The sequence below is a fragment of the Pseudomonas sp. Pseusp16 genome (assembly GCF_047324915.1).
In the GTDB taxonomy this organism is placed as follows: domain Bacteria; phylum Pseudomonadota; class Gammaproteobacteria; order Pseudomonadales; family Pseudomonadaceae; genus Aquipseudomonas; species Aquipseudomonas fluorescens_CD.
Window position 1 is genome coordinate 5,349,951 of the sequence record NZ_CP168522.1, and the last position, 19,104, is coordinate 5,369,054.

Annotated in this window: 22 protein-coding genes and 1 other RNA gene; 12 read left to right on the forward strand and 11 right to left on the reverse strand. The window is 60.3% G+C overall.

Annotation, left to right across the window (positions count from 1 at the left end; translation table 11 throughout):
• Nucleotides 1-195 precede the first annotated feature (195 nt).
• Genes ACEN8Q_RS24210 through ACEN8Q_RS24225 form a run of 4 tightly spaced genes read right to left on the reverse strand, consistent with a single transcriptional unit; the run spans nucleotide 196 to nucleotide 3,043 of the window.
• Nucleotides 196-933: an amino acid ABC transporter ATP-binding protein gene (locus tag ACEN8Q_RS24210; RefSeq protein WP_057398732.1), complete on the reverse strand. Its 738-nt coding sequence runs from the start codon at nucleotides 931-933 to the stop codon at nucleotides 196-198.
• Complete coding sequence (locus ACEN8Q_RS24215; RefSeq protein ID WP_413703828.1) at nucleotides 920-1,570, reverse strand: amino acid ABC transporter permease; 651 nt, start codon at nucleotides 1,568-1,570, stop codon at nucleotides 920-922. The genes ACEN8Q_RS24210 and ACEN8Q_RS24215 overlap by 14 nt, the downstream gene beginning before the upstream one ends.
• Entirely contained in the window at nucleotides 1,567-2,235 is a 669-nt protein-coding gene (locus tag ACEN8Q_RS24220; protein ID WP_413426481.1) for an amino acid ABC transporter permease, read from the reverse strand. The genes ACEN8Q_RS24215 and ACEN8Q_RS24220 overlap by 4 nt, the downstream gene beginning before the upstream one ends.
• Nucleotides 2,236-2,257: 22 nt before the next feature.
• The gene (locus ACEN8Q_RS24225; protein WP_413426483.1) at nucleotides 2,258-3,043 is read right to left on the reverse strand and encodes a transporter substrate-binding domain-containing protein; all 786 of its coding nucleotides are present in this window, start codon (nucleotides 3,041-3,043) and stop codon (nucleotides 2,258-2,260) included.
• A gap of 255 nt (nucleotides 3,044-3,298) precedes the next feature.
• Between ACEN8Q_RS24225 and ACEN8Q_RS24230 the strand changes: the two genes are divergently transcribed.
• From ACEN8Q_RS24230 to ACEN8Q_RS24255, 6 genes are all read left to right on the forward strand, one after another.
• Nucleotides 3,299-4,006 carry a FadR/GntR family transcriptional regulator gene (locus tag ACEN8Q_RS24230; protein WP_413426485.1) on the forward strand — a complete coding sequence of 236 codons (708 nt, stop codon included), beginning with the start codon at nucleotides 3,299-3,301 and terminating at the stop codon, nucleotides 4,004-4,006.
• Between the two features lie 121 nt (nucleotides 4,007-4,127).
• Nucleotides 4,128-4,457 (forward strand): thioredoxin TrxA, encoded by a 330-nt coding sequence (gene trxA / locus ACEN8Q_RS24235; protein ID WP_003206727.1) that lies wholly within the window; start codon nucleotides 4,128-4,130, stop codon nucleotides 4,455-4,457.
• A 248-nt stretch (nucleotides 4,458-4,705) separates the two neighbouring features.
• Nucleotides 4,706-5,965: a transcription termination factor Rho gene (rho, locus tag ACEN8Q_RS24240; RefSeq protein ID WP_003206716.1), complete on the forward strand. Its 1,260-nt coding sequence runs from the start codon at nucleotides 4,706-4,708 to the stop codon at nucleotides 5,963-5,965.
• A gap of 141 nt (nucleotides 5,966-6,106) precedes the next feature.
• Nucleotides 6,107-7,573 (forward strand): 4-hydroxy-3-polyprenylbenzoate decarboxylase, encoded by a 1,467-nt coding sequence (gene ubiD / locus ACEN8Q_RS24245; protein ID WP_008015451.1) that lies wholly within the window; start codon nucleotides 6,107-6,109, stop codon nucleotides 7,571-7,573.
• Entirely contained in the window at nucleotides 7,573-8,541 is a 969-nt protein-coding gene (locus ACEN8Q_RS24250; RefSeq protein ID WP_413426488.1) for a CDP-6-deoxy-delta-3,4-glucoseen reductase, read from the forward strand. Before ubiD ends, ACEN8Q_RS24250 begins: the two co-directional genes overlap by 1 nt.
• A gap of 311 nt (nucleotides 8,542-8,852) precedes the next feature.
• Nucleotides 8,853-9,521, forward strand: a complete 669-nt coding sequence (locus tag ACEN8Q_RS24255; RefSeq protein ID WP_057398738.1) for a gamma-glutamylcyclotransferase — start codon at nucleotides 8,853-8,855, stop codon at nucleotides 9,519-9,521.
• On the opposite strand, the gene glpT is transcribed toward ACEN8Q_RS24255, so the two are convergent.
• Nucleotides 9,497-10,846 carry a glycerol-3-phosphate transporter gene (gene glpT, locus ACEN8Q_RS24260; RefSeq protein WP_413426490.1) on the reverse strand — a complete coding sequence of 450 codons (1,350 nt, stop codon included), beginning with the start codon at nucleotides 10,844-10,846 and terminating at the stop codon, nucleotides 9,497-9,499. The two genes, ACEN8Q_RS24255 and glpT, sit on opposite strands and share 25 nt — an antisense overlap.
• A gap of 326 nt (nucleotides 10,847-11,172) precedes the next feature.
• Between glpT and ACEN8Q_RS24265 the strand changes: the two genes are divergently transcribed.
• Nucleotides 11,173-11,787: an energy transducer TonB gene (locus tag ACEN8Q_RS24265; protein WP_413426492.1), complete on the forward strand. Its 615-nt coding sequence runs from the start codon at nucleotides 11,173-11,175 to the stop codon at nucleotides 11,785-11,787.
• 45 nt (nucleotides 11,788-11,832) lie between these two features.
• Here the strand turns inward: ACEN8Q_RS24265 and ACEN8Q_RS24270 are convergent, their stop codons facing one another.
• Nucleotides 11,833-12,810, reverse strand: coding sequence for an NADPH:quinone oxidoreductase family protein (locus ACEN8Q_RS24270; RefSeq protein WP_413426494.1), 978 nt, complete (start codon nucleotides 12,808-12,810; stop codon nucleotides 11,833-11,835).
• Nucleotides 12,811-12,960: 150 nt separating this feature from the next.
• Here ACEN8Q_RS24270 and ACEN8Q_RS24275 point away from each other — a divergent pair, with 150 nt between their 5' ends.
• Nucleotides 12,961-13,368 carry a flagellar basal body-associated protein FliL gene (locus ACEN8Q_RS24275; protein WP_413426496.1) on the forward strand — a complete coding sequence of 136 codons (408 nt, stop codon included), beginning with the start codon at nucleotides 12,961-12,963 and terminating at the stop codon, nucleotides 13,366-13,368.
• Nucleotides 13,369-13,511: 143 nt separating this feature from the next.
• Here the strand turns inward: ACEN8Q_RS24275 and ACEN8Q_RS24280 are convergent, their stop codons facing one another.
• Nucleotides 13,512-13,964 carry an EVE domain-containing protein gene (locus ACEN8Q_RS24280; protein WP_413703829.1) on the reverse strand — a complete coding sequence of 151 codons (453 nt, stop codon included), beginning with the start codon at nucleotides 13,962-13,964 and terminating at the stop codon, nucleotides 13,512-13,514.
• Nucleotides 13,965-14,159: 195 nt separating this feature from the next.
• Between ACEN8Q_RS24280 and ACEN8Q_RS24285 the strand changes: the two genes are divergently transcribed.
• On the forward strand, nucleotides 14,160-14,315 hold the full coding sequence (locus tag ACEN8Q_RS24285; protein ID WP_196373703.1) for a hypothetical protein: 156 nt from the start codon (nucleotides 14,160-14,162) through the stop codon (nucleotides 14,313-14,315).
• Nucleotides 14,316-14,350: 35 nt separating this feature from the next.
• On the opposite strand, the gene ACEN8Q_RS24290 is transcribed toward ACEN8Q_RS24285, so the two are convergent.
• The 4 genes from ACEN8Q_RS24290 to ACEN8Q_RS24305 form a co-directional block, all read right to left on the reverse strand.
• Complete coding sequence (locus tag ACEN8Q_RS24290; protein WP_008015434.1) at nucleotides 14,351-14,956, reverse strand: 5-formyltetrahydrofolate cyclo-ligase; 606 nt, start codon at nucleotides 14,954-14,956, stop codon at nucleotides 14,351-14,353.
• An 86-nt stretch (nucleotides 14,957-15,042) separates the two neighbouring features.
• Nucleotides 15,043-15,221, reverse strand: a non-coding RNA gene (ssrS, locus tag ACEN8Q_RS24295) — 6S RNA.
• Between the two features lie 30 nt (nucleotides 15,222-15,251).
• Nucleotides 15,252-15,569, reverse strand: a complete 318-nt coding sequence (locus ACEN8Q_RS24300; RefSeq protein ID WP_015097304.1) for a cell division protein ZapA — start codon at nucleotides 15,567-15,569, stop codon at nucleotides 15,252-15,254.
• A complete protein-coding gene (locus ACEN8Q_RS24305) occupies nucleotides 15,566-15,775 on the reverse strand; it encodes a TIGR02449 family protein (RefSeq protein WP_007982902.1) in 210 nt (69 codons plus the stop codon). Before ACEN8Q_RS24305 ends, ACEN8Q_RS24300 begins: the two co-directional genes overlap by 4 nt.
• A 194-nt stretch (nucleotides 15,776-15,969) precedes the next feature.
• On the opposite strand from ACEN8Q_RS24305, the gene ACEN8Q_RS24310 reads away from it, so the two are divergent.
• From ACEN8Q_RS24310 to ubiH, 3 genes are read left to right on the forward strand one after another with little or no spacing between them, the layout of a single operon-like run.
• Nucleotides 15,970-16,524: a YecA family protein gene (locus tag ACEN8Q_RS24310; RefSeq protein ID WP_111282885.1), complete on the forward strand. Its 555-nt coding sequence runs from the start codon at nucleotides 15,970-15,972 to the stop codon at nucleotides 16,522-16,524.
• A 27-nt stretch (nucleotides 16,525-16,551) separates the two neighbouring features.
• Nucleotides 16,552-17,886 carry a Xaa-Pro aminopeptidase gene (gene pepP, locus ACEN8Q_RS24315; RefSeq protein WP_413426502.1) on the forward strand — a complete coding sequence of 445 codons (1,335 nt, stop codon included), beginning with the start codon at nucleotides 16,552-16,554 and terminating at the stop codon, nucleotides 17,884-17,886.
• Entirely contained in the window at nucleotides 17,883-19,070 is a 1,188-nt protein-coding gene (gene ubiH, locus ACEN8Q_RS24320; protein WP_413703830.1) for a 2-octaprenyl-6-methoxyphenyl hydroxylase, read from the forward strand. The genes pepP and ubiH overlap by 4 nt, the downstream gene beginning before the upstream one ends.
• Nucleotides 19,071-19,104: the final 34 nt, after the last annotated feature.

Sequence of the window (19,104 nt, forward strand, 5' to 3'; positions counted from 1 at the left end):
ACGATCAAAGGCTGCCGCCAACGCGCAGTGTTCAAAGCCTTGATCCAGCACAGCAAAGCAAGCGGCCGCTATGCGGCCAATCGCGGGCAAGCCCGCTCCCACAGGATCTCGGTTGAAGCACTATTGTGTGCTCGACGCAAAACCTGTGGGAGCGGGCTTGCCCGCGAAGGCGGCCTCCAAGGCACTGAAGATCTGTCAGCCCGCCGCTTCAACCGTCCCGATGAAGTTCGCCAGCTCAGCCGTCTGCGGATTGGCGAACAACACCTTCGGGTCGCCCGTTTCATGCACCTTGCCCAGGTGCATGAACACCAACTTGTCCCCAACCTCCCGGGCGAAGCGCATTTCGTGGGTGACCATGATCAGCGTCATGCCTTCCCTGGCCAGTTGCCGGACCACGCTCAGCACTTCGTTGACCAGCTCCGGGTCCAGGGCCGAGGTGATTTCGTCGCACAGCAGCACCTTCGGCGACATCGCCAGGGCGCGGGCAATCGCCACCCGCTGTTGCTGGCCGCCGGACAGTCGATCCGGAAAGGCATCGAACTTTTCGCCCAGCCCGACCCGTTCCAGCATCTGCCGCGCCAGTTCGGCGGCCTTGGCCTTGGGCACTTTCTGCACCACTTGCGGCGCGAGCATCACGTTTTCGCCAACCGTCAGGTGTGGGAACAGGTTGAACTGCTGGAACACCATGCCGACTTTCTGCCGCAGGCTGCGCAGGTCGGCGCGAGCGGCGTCGAGGTACTCGCCGTCGACTTCGATCACGCCGTCGTTGATCGACTCCAGGCCGTTGAGGGTGCGCAGCAGGGTGGACTTGCCCGAGCCGCTGCGGCCGATGATCGCCACCACCTGGCCTTCCTCGACGCTCAGGTCGATGCCTTTGAGCACATGGTGATCGCCGTAGTATTTATGCAGGGCGGAAATTCTAAGCAGAGGCATGCAGTCTCCTTTCCAGGTAGCGCGCACTGAGGGACAGGGGGTAGCAGAGCAGGAAGTAGCCGAGGGCGACGAGGCCGTAGACCATGAAGGGTTCGAAGGTCGCATTGGCGAGCATGCCGCCGGTCTTGGTCAGCTCGGTGAAACCGATGATCGAGGTCACGGCGGTGCCTTTGACCACTTGCACCGAGAAGCCCACGGTCGGCGCGACGGCAATGCGCAAGGCCTGCGGCAGGATCACATGGCGCAGTTGTTCCAGCGGATTGAGCGCCAGGCTCGATGAGGCTTCCCACTGGCCATTGGGGATCGACTCGACGCAACCGCGCCAGATCTCCGCCAGATAAGCGCTGGTGAACAGCGTCAACGCGATCGCCGCCGCCATCCACGGTGAAATCTCCAACCCGGCCAGCGCCACACCAAAAAACACCAGAAACAGCTGCATCAACAGCGGCGTGCCCTGAAACAGCTCGATGTAGGTGCGCGCAAAGCTGCGTGGCAGGGATTGATCCGAGATGCGCATGACCATGATCAGCAAGCCGATCAGCCCGCCGCCAATGAAAGCCACCAACGACAGCGCCAGCGTCCATTGCAGGCCGGTGAGCAGGTTGCGCACGATGTCCCAGAAGGTGAAATCACTCATCGGCCGCTCCTTGCGATGAACCGCTGGCCGATCCAGTTCAGGAACTGGCGGATCAGTAGCGCCATGCACAGGTACAGCAGCGTGGTCAGGGCGTAGGTTTCAAAAGCGCGGAAGTTGCGCGATTGAATGAAGTTGGCCGCGAAACTCAGCTCTTCGGTGGCGATCTGTGAACACACCGCCGAGCCGAGCATGACGATGATGATCTGGCTGCTCAGGGCCGGCCAGACTTTGCCCAGTGCCGGCAGCAGCACGACATGGCGGAATGCCTCGAAGCGCGTCATCGCCAGTGCCGCCGCGGCTTCCAGCTGACCCCGGGGGATTGCCTGGATACCGGCACGGATGATCTCGGTCGAATAGGCGCCGAGGTTGATCACCATCGCCAGCACCGCTGCCTGCCATTCGGAGATCTGCACGCCCAGTGACGGCAAGCCGAAGAAGATGAAAAACAGCTGCACCAGAAATGGCGTGTTGCGGATCAACTCGACGTAGACCGCAAAAAAAACCGCGAAAGGCCGAATGTTCCACGCCCGCACCAGCGCCCCGACGATGCCAAGGCCCACACCGAGCACGGCGCCGATGGCTGTCAGCTCAAGGGTGAACAACGCACCGCGCAGCAACAGATCGGTGTTGTGCACCACCGGCAGGAAATCGAACTGATAAGCCATAAAACGTCTCCAGCGCGCCGAATCAGAGATCAGCCGGCAGCGGTTCTTTCAGCCAGGTCAGGGAGTTCTTTTCCAGCGCGCCGTCGCTCCTGGCGGTCACGAGAATCTGGTTGACCTTATCCAGCAGCTGCGGCTCGTTCTTGTTCACGCCCACGTAGACAGGCGAATCCTTGAGCTTCACTTTCAGCGCCGGCACACGTTTCGGGTTCTTCTCGCTGATCGCGACCATCACTACGTTGCCGCTGGCGATCAGGTCGACTTGCCCGGCCAGGTACGCGGCGATGGTCGAGTTGTTGTCTTCGAAGCGCTTTATGGTCACGCCTTCGGGAGCGACCTTGGTCAGCTCGATGTCTTCAATCGCGCCACGGGTGACGCTGATGGTTTTGCCCTTGAGATCGTCCAGACTCTTGATGTCAGCGTCTGGCGGACCGAACACCGCGAGGTAGAACGGCGCATAGGCACGGGAGAAGTCGATGACCTTCTCGCGCTCCGGGTTTTTGCCGAGGCTGGAAATCACCAGGTCGACCTTGCCGGTGGTGAGGAACGGGATGCGGTTGGTGCTGTTGACCGGCGTCAGTTCGAGTTTGACCTTGAGCTGCTCGGCCAGCAGTTTCGCGGTGTCGATATCGAGGCCGCGGGGTTTCATGTCCGGGCCGACCGAGCCAAAGGGCGGGAAGTCCTGGGGCACGGCAACCTTGAGGACGCCGCGCTTGACCACGTCTTCCAGGCCGTCGGCGTGGGCGGGTGCCTGGCTCAGCATCAGGCTGGCAAACAGGGCTGCGAGGAGGGCGCTGTAACGCTGGGTCATGGCAAATCTCCGAATCGGCAAGAAGTGATTTCTGCGGATCGACAGAGCATGGGGCATGCCAACTTGGGGTTTTGGGGGCGCCAGAGTGCGGTTTTACTGGCGTCGGATGGTCTTACTGGTCTGAACAGTCAAGTTGCGTTTCGCACCCCGATAGCGCAGCCGGGAATATCGCGAACCCCCATGGGGCACGACTTGCCGGGGACCGTGAATAGCTTTACAACTGAGCGCACTTTGGCCTGGTTCGTCTGGAAAACCATGAATTCGATCTCCCGCGCCGTACCCGAAGTGGCGCTGCAAGCCATTCGCAAACTGATTACCGAGCAGGGCTTCGGGCCGGGTGATGCCTTGCCCTCGCAACGGGACCTGGCGCTGCAACTGGGCGTAAGCCGGGCTTCTTTGCGCGAGGCGTTGTCGTCCCTGAGTGCGTTGGGCGTCGTCAGCATTCAGCCGGGTAAAGGTGTATTCGTTCAGGCGCCGGTGGAGCTGCCGCGAGGCGAAGCGATGCCGGGCTGGCCGTTCGCGGCGCAGGCTTCGCCGCTGGATATCTTCCAGTTGCGTTATGCGCTGGAGGGGTTTGCCGCGGGGCTGGCGGCCGTGACCTTGAGCACTGAAGAGCTCGATGCGCTGGAGGACAATGTCGCCGCCATGCGCAACGAACTGAAAGCCGCTGATTTCGAAGCGGCGGCGCGCCTGGACTTCGAATTCCACCGGCGCATCCTGCTGGCCAGCGGCAATCAGGCAATGCTGAGTATCCTCACCGCCAGCGCCGATATTTTCCTGGAAAGCCAGAAACTACCGTTCATCCGGGCCGAACGAGCCATGGAAACCTGGCAGGAGCACCGCAAGATCCTTCGCGCACTGGCTCGCCGAGCCTCTGGCGCCGCGCAAAAGGCCATGCAAGAGCATGTGCGCAACGCGGCGTTGCGCACCGGAATCGCCTTCGTCGCTCCCGCCCCGGCGTGACCCGGGCTATACCCAAACTCATGGAACGCCATAGCGAGACTCAATCAACTGCACCTTCCTGAACGAGGGAAGGGCAGCTATGATGGGCCACGTTTTTTTGCTTACAACCCTGGAGAATTCCATGAGCAGCGATCTTATCAAACACGTTAGCGACGCTAGCTTCGAGGCCGACGTACTCAAGGCTGAAGGCGCTGTACTGGTCGATTACTGGGCTGAGTGGTGCGGCCCTTGCAAAATGATCGCTCCTGTCCTGGACGAAATTGCCGAGACCTACAAAGGCAAGCTGACCGTTGCCAAGCTGAACATCGACGAAAACCAGGAAACCCCGGCCAAGCATGGCGTGCGTGGTATCCCGACCCTGATGCTGTTCAAGAACGGCAACGTTGAAGCGACCAAGGTCGGCGCACTGTCGAAGTCGCAACTGGCTGCTTTCCTCGACGCCAACATTTAAGCGTCGTTGCAAGTGTCTTGAAAAAAGCCCCGCAAATAGCGGGGCTTTTTGCGTATACAGGGCTAGACGCTCCTGATACTCAGGTGGTACATTCGGCCCCGCATTGGTTTCTCCATTGCCCCCTGCTAGCCGTCGCCGACGCACTCCTTTTCGAATAAGTACGCGATCCTGTCGCCTTCTCCGCGGCGCGGCCTCATTAAGCCAAAAGCTTAATTTCCCCCCTCCATAAATGATTACGTCATTCCTATATGAATCTGACTGAACTCAAGCAAAAGCCGATTACCGAACTGCTCGAATTGGCCGAACAGATGGGCATAGAAAATATGGCCCGTTCGCGCAAGCAGGACGTGATTTTCTCCCTGCTCAAGAAGCACGCGAAAAGCGGTGAGGAAATCTCCGGTGATGGCGTGCTGGAGATTCTCCAGGACGGCTTCGGCTTCCTGCGCTCCGCTGACGCTTCCTATCTCGCAGGTCCGGACGATATCTACGTCTCGCCGAGCCAGATCCGTCGTTTCAACTTGCGCACCGGTGACACCATCGTTGGCAAGATCCGCCCTCCAAAGGAAGGCGAGCGTTATTTCGCGCTGCTCAAGGTCGACACGATCAACTTCGACCGTCCGGAAAACGCGAAAAACAAGATTCTCTTCGAGAACCTGACCCCGCTGTTCCCGACCGTGCGCATGAAGATGGAAGCCGGTAACGGTTCCACCGAAGACCTGACCGGTCGTGTTATCGACCTGTGTGCCCCGATCGGTAAAGGCCAGCGCGGTCTGATCGTTGCTCCGCCGAAAGCCGGCAAGACGATCATGCTGCAGAACATTGCCGCGAACATCGCGCGTAACAATCCTGAAGTTCACCTGATCGTGCTGCTGATCGACGAACGTCCGGAAGAAGTAACCGAAATGCAGCGCACCGTGCGCGGCGAAGTGGTTGCCTCGACGTTCGACGAGCCGCCGACCCGCCACGTGCAGGTTGCCGAAATGGTGATCGAGAAGGCCAAGCGCCTGGTCGAGCACAAGAAGGACGTGGTGATCCTGCTCGACTCCATCACCCGTCTGGCGCGTGCCTACAACACCGTGATCCCGAGCTCCGGCAAGGTACTGACCGGTGGTGTCGATGCCCACGCCCTGGAGAAGCCGAAGCGTTTCTTCGGCGCCGCGCGGAACATCGAAGAAGGCGGCTCGCTGACCATCATCGCCACCGCGCTGGTTGAAACCGGCTCGAAGATGGACGAAGTGATCTACGAGGAATTCAAGGGCACGGGCAACATGGAACTGCCGCTGGATCGCCGTATCGCTGAAAAACGCGTCTTCCCGGCCATCAACATCAACCGTTCCGGTACCCGCCGCGAAGAGTTGCTGACCGCCGACGACGAGCTGCAGCGCATGTGGATCCTGCGCAAGCTGCTGCACCCGATGGATGAAGTCGCTGCCATCGAGTTCCTGGTCGACAAGCTGAAAACGACCAAGACCAACGATGAGTTCTTCCTGTCGATGAAACGCAAGTAAGTCGAACAGGCACAAAAAGCCGGGGAAACCCGGCTTTTTGCTATCTGATTTTTGATCAAATGCCAGTTCGTGGTTCTGAATAGAGGGCTTCGGCGCTAAACTGCCTGCCCCCGAACGCCACGGCCAACACGAGGCTCACGCATGCAGTATCGCGACTTGCGCGACTTTATCAGCGGGCTGGAAAAGCGCGGTGAACTCAAGCGCATTCAGGTTCCGGTGTCCCCAGTGCTCGAAATGACCGAGGTCTGCGACCGCACCTTGCGCGCCAAGGGCCCGGCCCTGCTTTTCGAAAACCCTACCGGTTATGACATTCCCGTGCTCGGCAACCTGTTCGGCACACCCGAGCGCGTCGCGCTGGGCATGGGTGCCGAAGCGGTCAGCGAGCTGCGCGAGATCGGCAAGCTGCTGGCGTTCCTCAAGGAACCCGAGCCGCCGAAAGGCCTGAAGGATGCCTGGTCCAAGCTGCCGATCTTCCGCAAGATCATTTCGATGGCGCCGAAAGTCGTCAAGGATGCGGTGTGCCAGGAAGTGGTCATCGAAGGCGACGACGTCGACCTGGCCATGTTGCCGGTGCAGACCTGCTGGCCGGGCGATGTCGGTCCGCTGATCACCTGGGGCCTGACCGTCACCAAAGGCCCGAACAAGGATCGCCAGAACCTCGGCATCTATCGTCAGCAAGTGATCGGCCGCAACAAGGTCATCATGCGCTGGCTGAGCCACCGTGGCGGCGCGCTGGATTTTCGCGAGTGGTGCGAGAAGCATCCCGGCCAGCCGTTCCCGGTATCGGTCGCGCTGGGCGCCGACCCGGCGACCATCCTCGGTGCCGTGACCCCGGTGCCCGACAGCCTCTCCGAATACGCCTTTGCCGGCCTGTTGCGCGGTAACCGCACCGAGCTGGTGAAGTGCCGCGGTAACGACCTGCAGGTACCGGCCACCGCCGAAATCATCCTCGAAGGTGTGATCCATCCGGGCGAGATGGCCGATGAAGGCCCGTACGGCGACCACACCGGTTACTACAACGAAGTCGACAGCTTCCCGGTGTTCACCGTCGAGCGCATCACCCACCGGATCAAACCGATCTACCACAGCACCTACACCGGTCGTCCACCGGATGAGCCGGCGATCCTCGGCGTGGCGTTGAACGAAGTGTTCGTGCCGATCCTGCAGAAGCAGTTCCCGGAAATCACCGATTTCTACCTGCCGCCCGAAGGTTGCTCGTACCGCATGGCCGTGGTGACCATGAAAAAGTCGTATCCCGGCCATGCCAAGCGGGTAATGCTCGGTGTCTGGTCGTTTTTGCGACAGTTCATGTACACCAAGTTCGTTATCGTCACCGACGACGATATCAACGCCCGGGACTGGAACGACGTGATCTGGGCCATCACCACGCGCATGGACCCCAAGCGCGACACGGTGATGATCGACAACACGCCGATCGACTACCTGGACTTCGCTTCGCCGGTGTCCGGCCTGGGTTCGAAAATGGGCCTCGATGCCACGCATAAATGGCCGGGCGAAACCACCCGTGAATGGGGTCGGGTCATCGTCAAGGACGATGCCGTGACCCAGCGGATCGATGCCATCTGGAATCAGTTAGGAATAGATTGATGCGTGTAACCTTGCAGCCTTCCGGAGCAGTGCTTGAGATATTGCCCGGCGAGCGGATTCTCGATGGTGCGCGACGATTGGGCTACGAATGCCCGCAAAGTTGCCGTAACGGCAATTGCCACGTGTGCGCGGCGCTGCTGGTGGAAGGGCGGGTCGAGCAGGCTGGCGATGTGCGCGACCATGGTGAGTTCTACACTTGCATAGCGGAGCCGCTGGAAGACTGCATCGTGCTGTGGGATGGCGTGCTCGCGCTGGGAGAACTGCCGGTGCGCAGCTTGTCGTGTCAGGTCATTGAGTGCAGGGACGTGGGCGGCGACACCTGGCGCGTGCGTCTGCGGGCTCCGGCCGGCAAACCGCCGCGCTACCACGCCGGTCAGTACCTGATGATCGAACGCGAGAACGGCGAAAAGTCGGCTTTCTCCCTCGCCTCGGCACCGCATGCGGGGCGTGACCTGGAAATCCATGTACTGGCGCGTGAATCCAGTGCGCTGAGCCTGATCGAACAGCTTCAGCGCAACAGCATGGTGCGGGTCGAGTTGCCGTTTGGCGATACCCACCTGGCAGAGTTGCCGGACGGTCCTCTCGTGCTGATCGCCGCCGGCACCGGCATGGGCCAGATCCACGGCCTGATCGAACATTGCCGGGCCTCGGGTTTCAAGCATCCGGTGCACTTGTATTGGGGCGTGCGTCGTCCTGAAGACTTTTATCAAGTCGAACATTGGGATGAGTGGCTGAAATTGTCCAACCTGTTCCTGCACAAGGTCGTCAGCGATCAATGCGGCTGGAAGGGGCGTTGTGGCATGTTGCATGAAGCGGTGTGTGAGGATTTCCCTGATCTCAAGCCGCTGCATGTGTACGCCAGTGGTTCTCCGGCCATGGTCTACGGCACGCTGGATGCGCTGGTCGAGGCAGGGATGGACGCCCACCAGATGCGCGCCGACGTATTTGCCTACGCCCCTAGATCCTGATCTGCCCCCCCGTACTTGTAGGAGCGAGCATGCTCGCGATGGACTCAAGAACGCTGCGGGCAGCCTGACTTCCCGCATAATCGTTAACGACCATCGCGAGCGAGCTCGCTCCTACAGGTATATAACCCGCTATATAGCCCATCGGTATTTATAAAAATGTATAAATGTCGGTAGGTTATATCTCGTTCAAGTGATTAATTAAGAACTGCGCCAAGGCACTTAAATTACTTGAAAACATATGTGCCTTATTGTTTCGGCGGTGCGTTCTATTTAGTAACTGTTTACTCGCGGGGAGCTGAACGCTATTCGCCATGAGCGCCATCGAATCTGCTTTTTTGAATCTGGCTTACCCTCCACGGCTCGATCTGGGGCCGCAGCTCACTCACGAACAATTGCTCAGCTCGATGCAATCGACCATGGCCCGCCACAAGGGTGGGCCGGTGTGGCTGTTTGCCTACGGGTCGCTGATCTGGCGGCCTGAATGCACGGCGGTTGAACGGGTTCGTGGCCGGGTGCATGGCTATCATCGCGGGTTGTACCTGTGGTCCCACGAACATCGCGGCACGCCGGAAATGCCCGGTCTGGTGTTTGGCCTGGATCGCGGCGGTTCTTGCAGCGGTTTCGCCTATCGCTTGCCCGAAGAACAACTCGAGGCGTCGCTATACGCACTTTGGCAGCGCGAGATGCCGTTTCCTTCCTACCGCCCGCACTGGCTTAACTGCCGTCTCGAAGACGGCAGCCAGGTACAGGCCTTGGGTTTTGTGCTGGAGCGACATCTGCCCAGCTATGCCGGCAACCTGCCGGATCATGTGCTGAGCCATGTGTTTGAAAACGCTTGCGGGCGCTATGGCACCACCCGCGATTATGTCGAGCAAACGGCTCACGCCCTGCGCAGCCACGCCATGCCAGACCGGAATCTGGAGGCGCGGCTCAAGCGCTGTAAATCAAAGGCCGATCATGCGAGCGCTTCGCGCCCCTGACTGGCGATTTGTTTGTGCCGTAGCGTCGGGGCCAGGAAGGCCATCGCCAGCAGGCAGGCGCCGACCAGCAGCACGAAGCCGCCGTCCCAACCGAAATGGTCCACGGTGTAGCCCATGGCTGCACTGGCCGCGACCGAGCCGCCCAGATAACCGAACAGACCGGTAAAGCCCGCCGCCGTACCCGCAGCTTTCTTCGGTGCCAGTTCCAGCGCCTGCAGGCCGATCAGCATTACCGGGCCGTAGATCAGGAAGCCGATGGAAAGCAACGCGATCATGTCGACCATCGGATTACCGGCCGGGTTGAGCCAGTAAACCAGCGTCGCGACAGTCACCAGCGCCATGAACACCATGCCGGTCAGACCGCGGTTGCCACGGAAGATCTTGTCCGACATCCAGCCGCACAGCAGCGTGCCCGGGATACCTGCCCACTCGTAGAAGAAATACGCCCACGAAGTTTTGTCTACGGTGAAACCCTTGGCTTCCTTGAGATAGGTTGGCGCCCAGTCCAGCACGCCGTAGCGCAGCAGATAGACAAACACGTTGGCCAAGGCGATGTACCAGAGCATTTTGTTGCGCAGCACATATTTGACGAAGATTTCCTTGGCGCTGAATTCCTCTTCGTGGCTGGCGTCGTAGCCTTCCGGGTAGTCGTTCTTGTACTGCTCGATCGGCGGCAGGCCAACCGATTGCGGGGTGTCGCGCATGGTCACAAAGGCAAACACCGCTACCGCCAGTGCCACTGCTGCCGGCACGTAGAACGCGGCGTGCCAGTCATTGAACAGGCCCATGCCGATCAGGAACAGCGGGCCGATCAGGCCGCCGCCGACGTTGTGTGCCACGTTCCACACGGAAACCACGCCGCCACGCTCCTTCTGCGACCACCAGTGCACCATGGTCCGGCCACTCGGTGGCCAACCCATGCCCTGTGCCCAGCCGTTGATGAACAGCAGAATGAACATCATGGTCACGCTGGATGTCGCCCAAGGCGCGAAACCGAAAATGAACATCACCCCGGCCGAAACCAGCAGGCCGAACGGCAGGAAGAAGCGCGGATTGGAGCGGTCGGACACCAGGCCCATCAGGAACTTCGACAGGCCGTAGGCAATCGCGATGGCGGACATCGCCAGACCCAACTGACCACGGGAGTAGCCCTCATCGATCAGGTACGGCATGGCCAGGGAGAAGTTCTTGCGCAGCAGGTAGTAACCCGCGTAGCCAAAGAAGATACCGGCGAAGATCTGCCAGCGCAGGCGTCGGTAGGTGCTGTCTATTTTTTCTTCAGGCAATGGAGCCTGATGTGCGGCAGGACGAAAGAAAGCAAACATTCAAGAGCTCCAGATTTCTTGTTTTGACTGCGGATGCGAATATTACAGTTTCGTTACCGAAAATAGCACCGCTTCTCATTGGCAAAACAGGGGAGATGTTGGATATCGCGCGTTCCTTTATGAACATGTCGCTCAGATGTAAGTGAGGGGCGTTGTAGGAAGCGTTACCCGTTTTCGTATTGAGGACTTGGTGTACCGAAAATTGGGCAGTTTTTTGGGAAAGGTCCTTCGTTCAATGCGGAAGTCATGGCGTTATGCCGGACGACTGCGCCCCGTAACCTTTGCGCTGTTGCCAGGTCTGGCATTACAGACGAAGGGAGAGGGATATGCGGTGGTGGTTGTGTGGGGTTTTGTTGCTGGTCTGCGCGGATGTCAGGGCCGGGGAGGTGTTCCTGATACCCGAGAATAATCCGAAGCCGGTGTACCCGGTGGAGCTTTACCGCGCCGGTGTCATCGGCATGGTGCGTGTCAGCCTGACCGTGCAGGCCGATGGTTCTGTCAGCAAGGTTGTGATTGCCGAAGATACGCATCCCGGACTCGGTGAGGCTTCATTGGCCGCAGTCAGCCAATGGCGGTTCAAGCCATGGAGGATCACCGACGATCAGCCGGCGAAAGTCGTCGTAATCGCACCAATGGATTACAGACTGGACCGGGATCAACCCATCCACATCAACAAGACGCTGGAACGGCTGAAATGTGGTGACATCGGACGGGCAGCGCTGAACATCGCTGACACTTCGTGGGTAGACCTGCCGGTATTCAGATGGACCCGCAGTTACCTGGCGCACTCCCTTTCGCCGACGCAATTGCCGGAGGAGAAACGACTGGCGCTGATTGCCAGGCTCAATAAAAGCATCCCTTTGATAGTCAGGCGTTGTAATACTTATCCCGCGAGCCGATACGTGCGGTTTCTTCCGGAAGAGATAGCGACTCTGTTTTGACGAAAAAGCGCGGCAGCGTGGCCGCGCTTTTTTGCAGATAGGGACTCAGCGAACCTGCACCACCACTTTCCCGACCGCTTTACGCTGGCCAAGATCATTGATCGCTTGCGCCGCATTGCCCAGCGGATAGACCTGCGACACCAGTGGCTTCAACTTGCCTTCGGCAAACCAGCCGAACAGCTGCTGGAAGTTTGCTGCGTTGTCCTGTGGCTGGCGCTGGGCGAAGGAGCCCCAGAACACGCCGAGCACTGCGGCACCCTTGAGCAGCGCGAGGTTCACCGGCAGTTCGGGAATGCGCCCGCTGGCGAAGCCGACCACCAGCAGGCGGCCGTTCCAGGCGATGGCACGGATGGCCTGGTCGAACAGGTCGCCGCCCACCGGGTCGTAGATTACGTCGGCACCCTGGCCGTCGGTCAGGCGCTTGATTTCGTCCTTGAGGCTGGTTTCGCTGTAGTTGATCAGTTCATCGGCGCCGGCGGCCTTGGCCACGGCGAGTTTTTCCGCGCTGCTGGCCGCGGCAATCACCCGGGCGCCCATGGCTTTGCCGATTTCCACTGCGGCCAGGCCGACACCGCCGGAGGCGCCAAGCACCAGCAGGGTTTCGCCCGGTTGCAGGTTGCCGCGCTGCTTGAGGGCGTGCATCGAGGTGCCGTAGGTCATGCTGAAGGCGGCGGCGGTGTTGAAGTCCATGGACGGCGGGATCGGCAGCACGTTGTAGCCCGGCACGGCGACCTGTTCGGCAAAGCTGCCCCAGCCGGTCAGGGCCATGACCCGGTCACCGACTTTCAAGTGGCTGACTTTTTCACCCACGACGCTGACCACGCCTGACGCTTCGCCACCCGGAGAGAACGGGAAGGGCGGCTTGAACTGGTATTTGCCCTCGATGATCAACGTGTCGGGGAAATTGACCCCGGCGGCGTGCACGTCCAGCAGGATTTCATTCTTCTTCGCGACAGGACTGGCGACGTCTTCCAGCACCAGCGATTCGGCAGGGCCGAAGGCTTTGCACAGCACGGCTTTCATCAGGGCTATTCCTTTGGGAGTGATGGCCGATAAGTGTAGGTGTGTGGGTCGATGGGTCAACGAGCATGCCCGGCCCTGATAGTCAGCCATAAGCTTGTGCTTGTGCGACGGGTCGTTATGCTAGGCCGCAAACCGGATAAGGAGCGAATTGTGAAAGCGTGGATCATGTTGTTGCTGGCCCTGTCTCTGCCTGTGGCAGCGGTGGCCGAAGAAGCCAAAGAAGATGCAGCTCCGAAGGTCAGCTACATCACCCTGAGTCCGCCGTTCGTGGGTAACTACGGGCTGGACGGCACGCCGAAACTGAAGGTCTACAAGGCCGATGTGGCGTTGCGGGTGACCGGTGACGAGGCCGCCAAGGCAGTGAAGGCCAATGAACCTTTGATCCGCAATCAATTGGTCGCGCTGTTCGCCCAGCAGACCACCGAGACGATGAACAACGTCGAGGCCAAGGAGAAGCTGCGTCAGGAGGCCCTGAAACAGGCCCAGCAGGTGATGAACGATGAAACCGGGAAACCTGTGGTTGAGGATCTGTTGTTCAACAACCTGATCATTCAGTAAGTTTTCCGCCGCCTGTACCGGCCTCTTCGCGGGCAAGCCCGCTCCCACAGTGGATTTGTGTTGGAACATGATCATATGTCCACAACAGGAACCCTGTGGGAGCGGGCTTGCCCGCGAATGCATTCTGACAGACGTCGAAAATCTCAGGGTTTGAGTGCAATCACCGCCGCCCACTGCTGCGCCGTTACCGGCATCACCGAAAGCCGCGAACCTTTCTGCACCAATGGCAACTCGGCCAGCGCCGTCTGTTGCTTCAGATAATCCAGTTTCAGCACTCGGGCAAACGTCTCGACATGCGCGACATCGATCGCGCTCCAGGCGTTTTTCTCCGGGGTGGCCTTATGGTCAAAATAATGGCTCTCCGGCTCCAGTGCCGTCGGGTCCGGATAGGCGGCTTCGACAATCCTGCCGATCCCGGCGATACCCGGCTCGGGGCAGCTGGAATGATAGAAAAAGAACTCGTCCCCCACCGCCATGGCCCGCAGGAAATTGCGTGCCTGATAGTTACGAACCCCGTCCCAGCGCGCTTTGCCGAGTTTTTCCAGCCCTTTGATCGAGAGTTCGTCAGGCTCGGATTTCATCAGCCAATAGGCCATGTCTTTTGCTCCTTGCGTGGTGATTGAGCAGCTTGTCGGCAATTTTATGACAAACCGACAGTCGGTTGACGTCAGCATTTGCGCAGCGGTTCACGTTGTCGCAAAATGCCGGCCTTTAAAGCTTGACGCTGCTGCACGGCCTGTAAACGGAAACCGCTGCTGTCATCGTGTTGATATGCCTTTGGGGGGCAATCGATGAAACGCAAACCGGATTTACTATGGATTTTGGTCATTTTGTTTGGCCTTGGCGTCGTGACCACTGGCTATGCCCAAAGCCTGTGGGCCAACAAGACCGATGCACCGGTCGAGCTCGGCCAATTGCAGCAACAGTCGACAGCCTTCAAGCGCTGATCCTGTTGCCGTGGCGCCACTGATCGAAGTGGTGCCTAGCCTGCGTAATACCAGGCCTTGTCTGTCACCGTTCCTTGCAACGGCACATCCCAGCTCGCCTGAGCCAATCGCTCCACCTTCTGACATTCGTGGGCAAGCCCCAACAGCGTAGGCTTGCGCCAGTCCTGTCGGCGCGCCAGGTAGGCCAGGCTCCGGTCGTAGAAGCCACCCCCCATCCCCAGGCGTCCGCCGACATCGTCAAAACCCACCAATGGCAACAACACCAGGTCCAGCGCCCAGATCCTGCGCTGCCGGGCGAGGTTGGCCCGTGGTTCGAGGATGCGAAAGCGGTTGGGTTTGAGTTTCTCCCCGGGCCGGATGCGCTGGAACACCATTTTGGTTCGCGGCCAGGCACTCAGCACCGGCAGGTAGGTGGCCTTGCCCCGGCGCTGTGCGGCACGCAGCAGCAGGCGCGGATCAATTTCACCGTCGGTCGGCAGATAGAGCGAGATGTGTCTGGCGCGGCGGAACAGCGGTTGCTGGGCCAGTTGCTTGTATAGCCCGCGAGCGGCCTGGCGCTGTTGACTCGGTGTCAGTGCGCGGCGGGCGTTGCGCAGCATGCGTCGAAGTTGCGGGCGGGGTAGCAGCGCAGGTTCGGTCATGGATTCGGGCTTCGGCAGGACGGATACGCAAAGCGTACCTGTAAAAACGCCGATGCCGGTATTTAAACCGGCATCGGACTGGAATCAGGCTCCCCGAATGTGTCGCTGTCGACTTAGCCCTTGAACCCGAAAGTTCAAGGTGGAAGATGCAGTAGGCTTTAAGGCTTTCCGTCTAGCGGACATGCACACCAGCCCAACGTGCAACCTCCAGGGTATAGCAAATCGGCTCAGGGACATCGCCAACTGGCAAGCACCCCAGGGAGTGATTCGAGTATACCTCAAGCGATCGCGCGAATCAGCCTTTGGTGACGTCCGGATCGGTGGCGAGCACCAGATCGACGCGATCGAGCAGGTCGCGCACCTGCTCACGGGTCGAGCCGCTGACCTGTACATCCGGGCGATCTTCCTTGTGCAGCAGATCGTGGGTGATGTTCAGCGCGGCCATCACGGCGATACGGTCGGCGCCGATGACTTTGCCGCTGCTGCGGATCTCGCGCATCTTGCCGTCCAGATAACGGGCGGCGCTGATCAGGTTGCTGCGCTCTTCCTGAGGGCAGATGATCGAATACTCTTTGTCGAGGATCTGCACGGTGACGCTATTGCTTGAACTCATGAGTCTTGCTCCAGGGCCTTGAGGCGCGAAATCATCGATTCGACCTTACGTCGGGCGATTTCGTTTTTTTCAATGAGGTGCGCGCGTTCCTCGCGCCAGGTCTTTTCCTGAGCTAGTAAGAGTCCGTTTTGACTCTTAAGTTGCTCGACTCGGGTAATCAGCAGTTCGAGTCTGGCCATCAGCGCTTGCAGGTCGGTGTCTTCCATTGTCTTCACTGTCTGATGGGTGTCGGACTGTAGGAGCGAGCTTGCTCGCGATGAGCCCGAGAACGTCGCGGGGTGTCAGGTACCCAGCGTTATCGTTGGCGACCATCGCGAGCGTGCTCGCTCCTACAGGGGTAGTCGATGTAGGATACAAGGCCTTCATTCTAGACATAGCGCCGTCTGGCGCCTAGCTGCCCATGACCATTCAGAATTCCCCGTACCAAGCCTTCGCCACCTTGCTGACTTCCAGCGGTCACAACGTCTCGCCTGCCGAACTGCACGGCCTGCTGCTCGGCCGCAGCTGCGCCGGCGCCGGTTTCGACGCCGAAGGCTGGCTGATCGACGCCGCCGAACTGCTCGAAAACGAGCCTCAGGACAACGTTCGCAGCGCCCTGATCGGCCTGCAGGAAATGGTCAAGGGCGAACTCACCGGCGATGACGTGACCGTCGTACTGCTGCTACCGACCGACGATGCTCCGCTCACCGAGCGTGCCGCCGCACTGGGCCAATGGTGCCAGGGCTTCCTCAGCGGTTTCGGCCTGAACTGCCGTGACAGCAGCATGCTGAGCACCGAGGCCACAGAAGTTTTGCAGGACCTGGCAGCCATTTCCCAGGTGCAAGACGCGCTGGAAGAGTCCGAGGACGGCGAAACCGACTATATGGAAGTCATGGAGTACCTGCGCGTTGCACCGCTGCTGCTGTTCTCCGAGACCAAAAAAGACGTGCCAGCCGCCAAACCGTCGCTGCACTAATCGTTTGCCAGGGAACGCCATCTGCCCATGATCCACATCCCGAAATCGGAATACAGCCGTCGCCGCAAGGCCCTGATGGCGCAGATGGAACCCAACAGCATCGCCATCCTGCCCGCCGCCGCGGTGGCCATTCGTAACCGCGACGTCGAGCACGTTTACCGCCAGGACAGCGACTTCCAGTACCTCAGCGGTTTTCCCGAGCCCCAGGCCGTACTGGTGTTGATGCCGGGGCGTGTGCATGGCGAATACATCCTGTTCTGCCGCGAGCGCAACGCCGAGCGCGAGCTGTGGGATGGCCTGCGCGCCGGGCAGGAAGGCGCGATTCGCGATTTCGGCGCTGACGACGCCTTTCCGATCACTGATATCGACGACATCCTGCCGGGCCTGATCGAAGGCCGTGACCGGGTGTATTCGGCCATGGGCAGCAACCCTGAATTCGACCGCCACCTGATGGAGTGGATCAACGTGATCCGTTCCAAGGCCAACCTCGGTGCCCAGCCACCGAACGAATTCGTTGCCCTGGATCATCTGCTGCACGACATGCGCCTGTATAAATCGGCGGCGGAAGTGAAAGTGATGCGTGAGGCGGCGCGGATTTCCGCCCAGGCGCACGTGCGGGCGATGCAGGCCTGTCGCGCCGGGTTGCACGAATTCAGCCTGGAAGCCGAGCTCGATTACGAGTTCCGCAAGGGCGGGGCGAAGATGCCGGCCTACGGCTCGATCGTCGCGGCGGGGCGCAACAGCTGCATCCTGCATTACCAGCAGAATGACGCGGTACTCAAGGACGGTGATCTGGTGCTGATCGATGCCGGTTGCGAGATCGACTGTTACGCCAGCGACATCACCCGGACCTTTCCGGTCAGTGGCAAGTATTCAGCGGAACAGAAAGCGATTTACGAATTGGTGCTGGCCTCCCAGGAGGCCGCCTTTGCCGAAATCGCCCCGAACAAACACTGGAATCAGGCGCACGAGGCTACGGTCCGGGTCATCACGGCCGGGCTGGTCAAGCTGGGGCTGCTGCGGGGCGACGTCGACGAACTGATCGCCAGCGAAGCCTACAAGGCGTTCTACATGCACCGCGCCGGGCATTGGCTTGGCATGGATGTGCATGATGTCGGCGAATACAAGGTCGGCGGCGAGTGGCGCGTGCTGGAGGTCGGCATGGCGCTGACCGTGGAGCCGGGGATCTATATCGCCCCGGACAACCAGAGCGTGGCGAAGAAATGGCGCGGCATTGGCGTGCGCATCGAGGACGACGTAGTGGTCACCAAAACCGGCTGTGAAATATTGACGGGCGGCGTGCCGAAGTCTGTCGCCGAAATCGAGGCCCTGATGGCGCAAGCACGGACACAAGCGGCATGAGTCGAGTCAACCTGGCAATCATCGGTGGCGGGCTGGTCGGTGCAAGCCTGGCGCTTGCACTGCAGGCCGGCGCCAAAGCCCGGGGCTGGAAGATCGTGCTGATCGAGCCGTTCGCCCCTGGCGACACCTGGCAACCGAGTTACGACGCCCGTTCTTCGGCGTTGTCCTTCGGCTCGCGGCAAATCTATCAACGGTTGGGCATCTGGCAGGAAGTCACCCGCCGCGCCGAGCCGATCAAGCAGATTCATGTGTCCGACCGTGGACGTTTCTCCACCGCCCGGTTGTCGGCGATGGAAGAGGGCGTTCCAGCGCTGGGTTATGTCGTTGAAAACGCCTGGCTCGGCCAATGCCTGTGGCAAGGCCTGGACAAGGATGTGATCAGTTGGCGTTGTCCGGCGGAGGTCACTCGCATGGAGCCGCTGACCGATGGCTATCGCCTGACCCTCAACGATGAAACCATCCTGGAATGCGACCTCGCGGTGCTCGCCGATGGTGGCCGTTCCGGCCTGCGCGAGCAATTGGGGATCGGCATCCGCAAGCGTCCGTACAACCAGAGCGCGCTGATCGCCAACATCACCCCGAGTGAAGCCCACAACGGCATGGCCTTTGAGCGTTTCACCGACGAAGGCCCGATGGCATTGCTGCCGCTGCCGGAAAACCGCTGCGCACTGGTCTGGACCCGCCTGGGCATGGACGCGCAACGCCTGGCGGCACTCGATGAGCGCAGCTTCCTCAGCGAGTTGCAGGGTGTGTTCGGTTATCGCCTTGGCGCATTGAAACAGGTCGGTGCGCGGCATCTGTATCCGCTGACACTGGTCGAGGCCGAAGAACAGGTGCGTCCGCATCTGGCGGTGCTCGGCAACGCGGCGCACAGCCTGCATCCGATTGCCGGCCAGGGGTTCAACCTGTCCCTGCGCGATGCCCAGGCCCTGGCCGATGCCTTGCTCGCCAGCGAAAAACCATTGGGTGACTTCGCCACGTTGCAAGCCTATCGCGAACGCCAGCGTCTCGATCAGGACCTCACCGTGGGCTTCTCTGATCAGGTCACGCGCCTGTTCGGCAGCACCCAGCCGCTGGTGTCCCTGGGGCGCAACATCGGCCTGCTCGGCCTCGATCTGCTGCCACCGGCCAAGCGCTGGTTTGCCCGACAGGCGATGGGGCTGGGTACCCGTCCAGATGCGTGACGGGCTGATCCGCCGTTTTGGCAAGGCACGACTG

What these genes read in the sequence shown, in the direction of transcription:
- ACEN8Q_RS24225 (WP_413426483.1), bottom strand. Translation starts at nt 3,043, where the DNA reads ATGACCCAGCGTTACAGCGCCCTCCTCGCAGCCCTGTTTGCCAGCCTG.
- ACEN8Q_RS24220 (WP_413426481.1), bottom strand. Translation starts at nt 2,235, where the DNA reads ATGGCTTATCAGTTCGATTTCCTGCCGGTGGTGCACAACACCGATCTG.
- glpT (WP_413426490.1), bottom strand. Translation starts at nt 10,846, where the DNA reads ATGTTTGCTTTCTTTCGTCCTGCCGCACATCAGGCTCCATTGCCTGAA.
- ACEN8Q_RS24290 (WP_008015434.1), bottom strand. Translation starts at nt 14,956, where the DNA reads ATGACCGAACCTGCGCTGCTACCCCGCCCGCAACTTCGACGCATGCTG.
- ACEN8Q_RS24305 (WP_007982902.1), bottom strand. Translation starts at nt 15,775, where the DNA reads ATGGAAGACACCGACCTGCAAGCGCTGATGGCCAGACTCGAACTGCTG.
- ubiD (WP_008015451.1), top strand. Translation starts at nt 6,107, where the DNA reads ATGCAGTATCGCGACTTGCGCGACTTTATCAGCGGGCTGGAAAAGCGC.
- pepP (WP_413426502.1), top strand. Translation starts at nt 16,552, where the DNA reads ATGATCCACATCCCGAAATCGGAATACAGCCGTCGCCGCAAGGCCCTG.
- ACEN8Q_RS24230 (WP_413426485.1), top strand. Translation starts at nt 3,299, where the DNA reads ATGAATTCGATCTCCCGCGCCGTACCCGAAGTGGCGCTGCAAGCCATT.
- ACEN8Q_RS24285 (WP_196373703.1), top strand. Translation starts at nt 14,160, where the DNA reads ATGAAACGCAAACCGGATTTACTATGGATTTTGGTCATTTTGTTTGGC.
- ACEN8Q_RS24210 (WP_057398732.1), bottom strand. Translation starts at nt 933, where the DNA reads ATGCCTCTGCTTAGAATTTCCGCCCTGCATAAATACTACGGCGATCAC.
- ACEN8Q_RS24215 (WP_413703828.1), bottom strand. Translation starts at nt 1,570, where the DNA reads ATGAGTGATTTCACCTTCTGGGACATCGTGCGCAACCTGCTCACCGGC.
- trxA (WP_003206727.1), top strand. Translation starts at nt 4,128, where the DNA reads ATGAGCAGCGATCTTATCAAACACGTTAGCGACGCTAGCTTCGAGGCC.
- ACEN8Q_RS24255 (WP_057398738.1), top strand. Translation starts at nt 8,853, where the DNA reads ATGAGCGCCATCGAATCTGCTTTTTTGAATCTGGCTTACCCTCCACGG.
- ACEN8Q_RS24265 (WP_413426492.1), top strand. Translation starts at nt 11,173, where the DNA reads ATGCGGTGGTGGTTGTGTGGGGTTTTGTTGCTGGTCTGCGCGGATGTC.
- ACEN8Q_RS24280 (WP_413703829.1), bottom strand. Translation starts at nt 13,964, where the DNA reads ATGGCCTATTGGCTGATGAAATCCGAGCCTGACGAACTCTCGATCAAA.
- ACEN8Q_RS24300 (WP_015097304.1), bottom strand. Translation starts at nt 15,569, where the DNA reads ATGAGTTCAAGCAATAGCGTCACCGTGCAGATCCTCGACAAAGAGTAT.
- ACEN8Q_RS24250 (WP_413426488.1), top strand. Translation starts at nt 7,573, where the DNA reads ATGCGTGTAACCTTGCAGCCTTCCGGAGCAGTGCTTGAGATATTGCCC.
- rho (WP_003206716.1), top strand. Translation starts at nt 4,706, where the DNA reads ATGAATCTGACTGAACTCAAGCAAAAGCCGATTACCGAACTGCTCGAA.
- ubiH (WP_413703830.1), top strand. Translation starts at nt 17,883, where the DNA reads ATGAGTCGAGTCAACCTGGCAATCATCGGTGGCGGGCTGGTCGGTGCA.
- ACEN8Q_RS24270 (WP_413426494.1), bottom strand. Translation starts at nt 12,810, where the DNA reads ATGAAAGCCGTGCTGTGCAAAGCCTTCGGCCCTGCCGAATCGCTGGTG.
- ACEN8Q_RS24310 (WP_111282885.1), top strand. Translation starts at nt 15,970, where the DNA reads ATGACCATTCAGAATTCCCCGTACCAAGCCTTCGCCACCTTGCTGACT.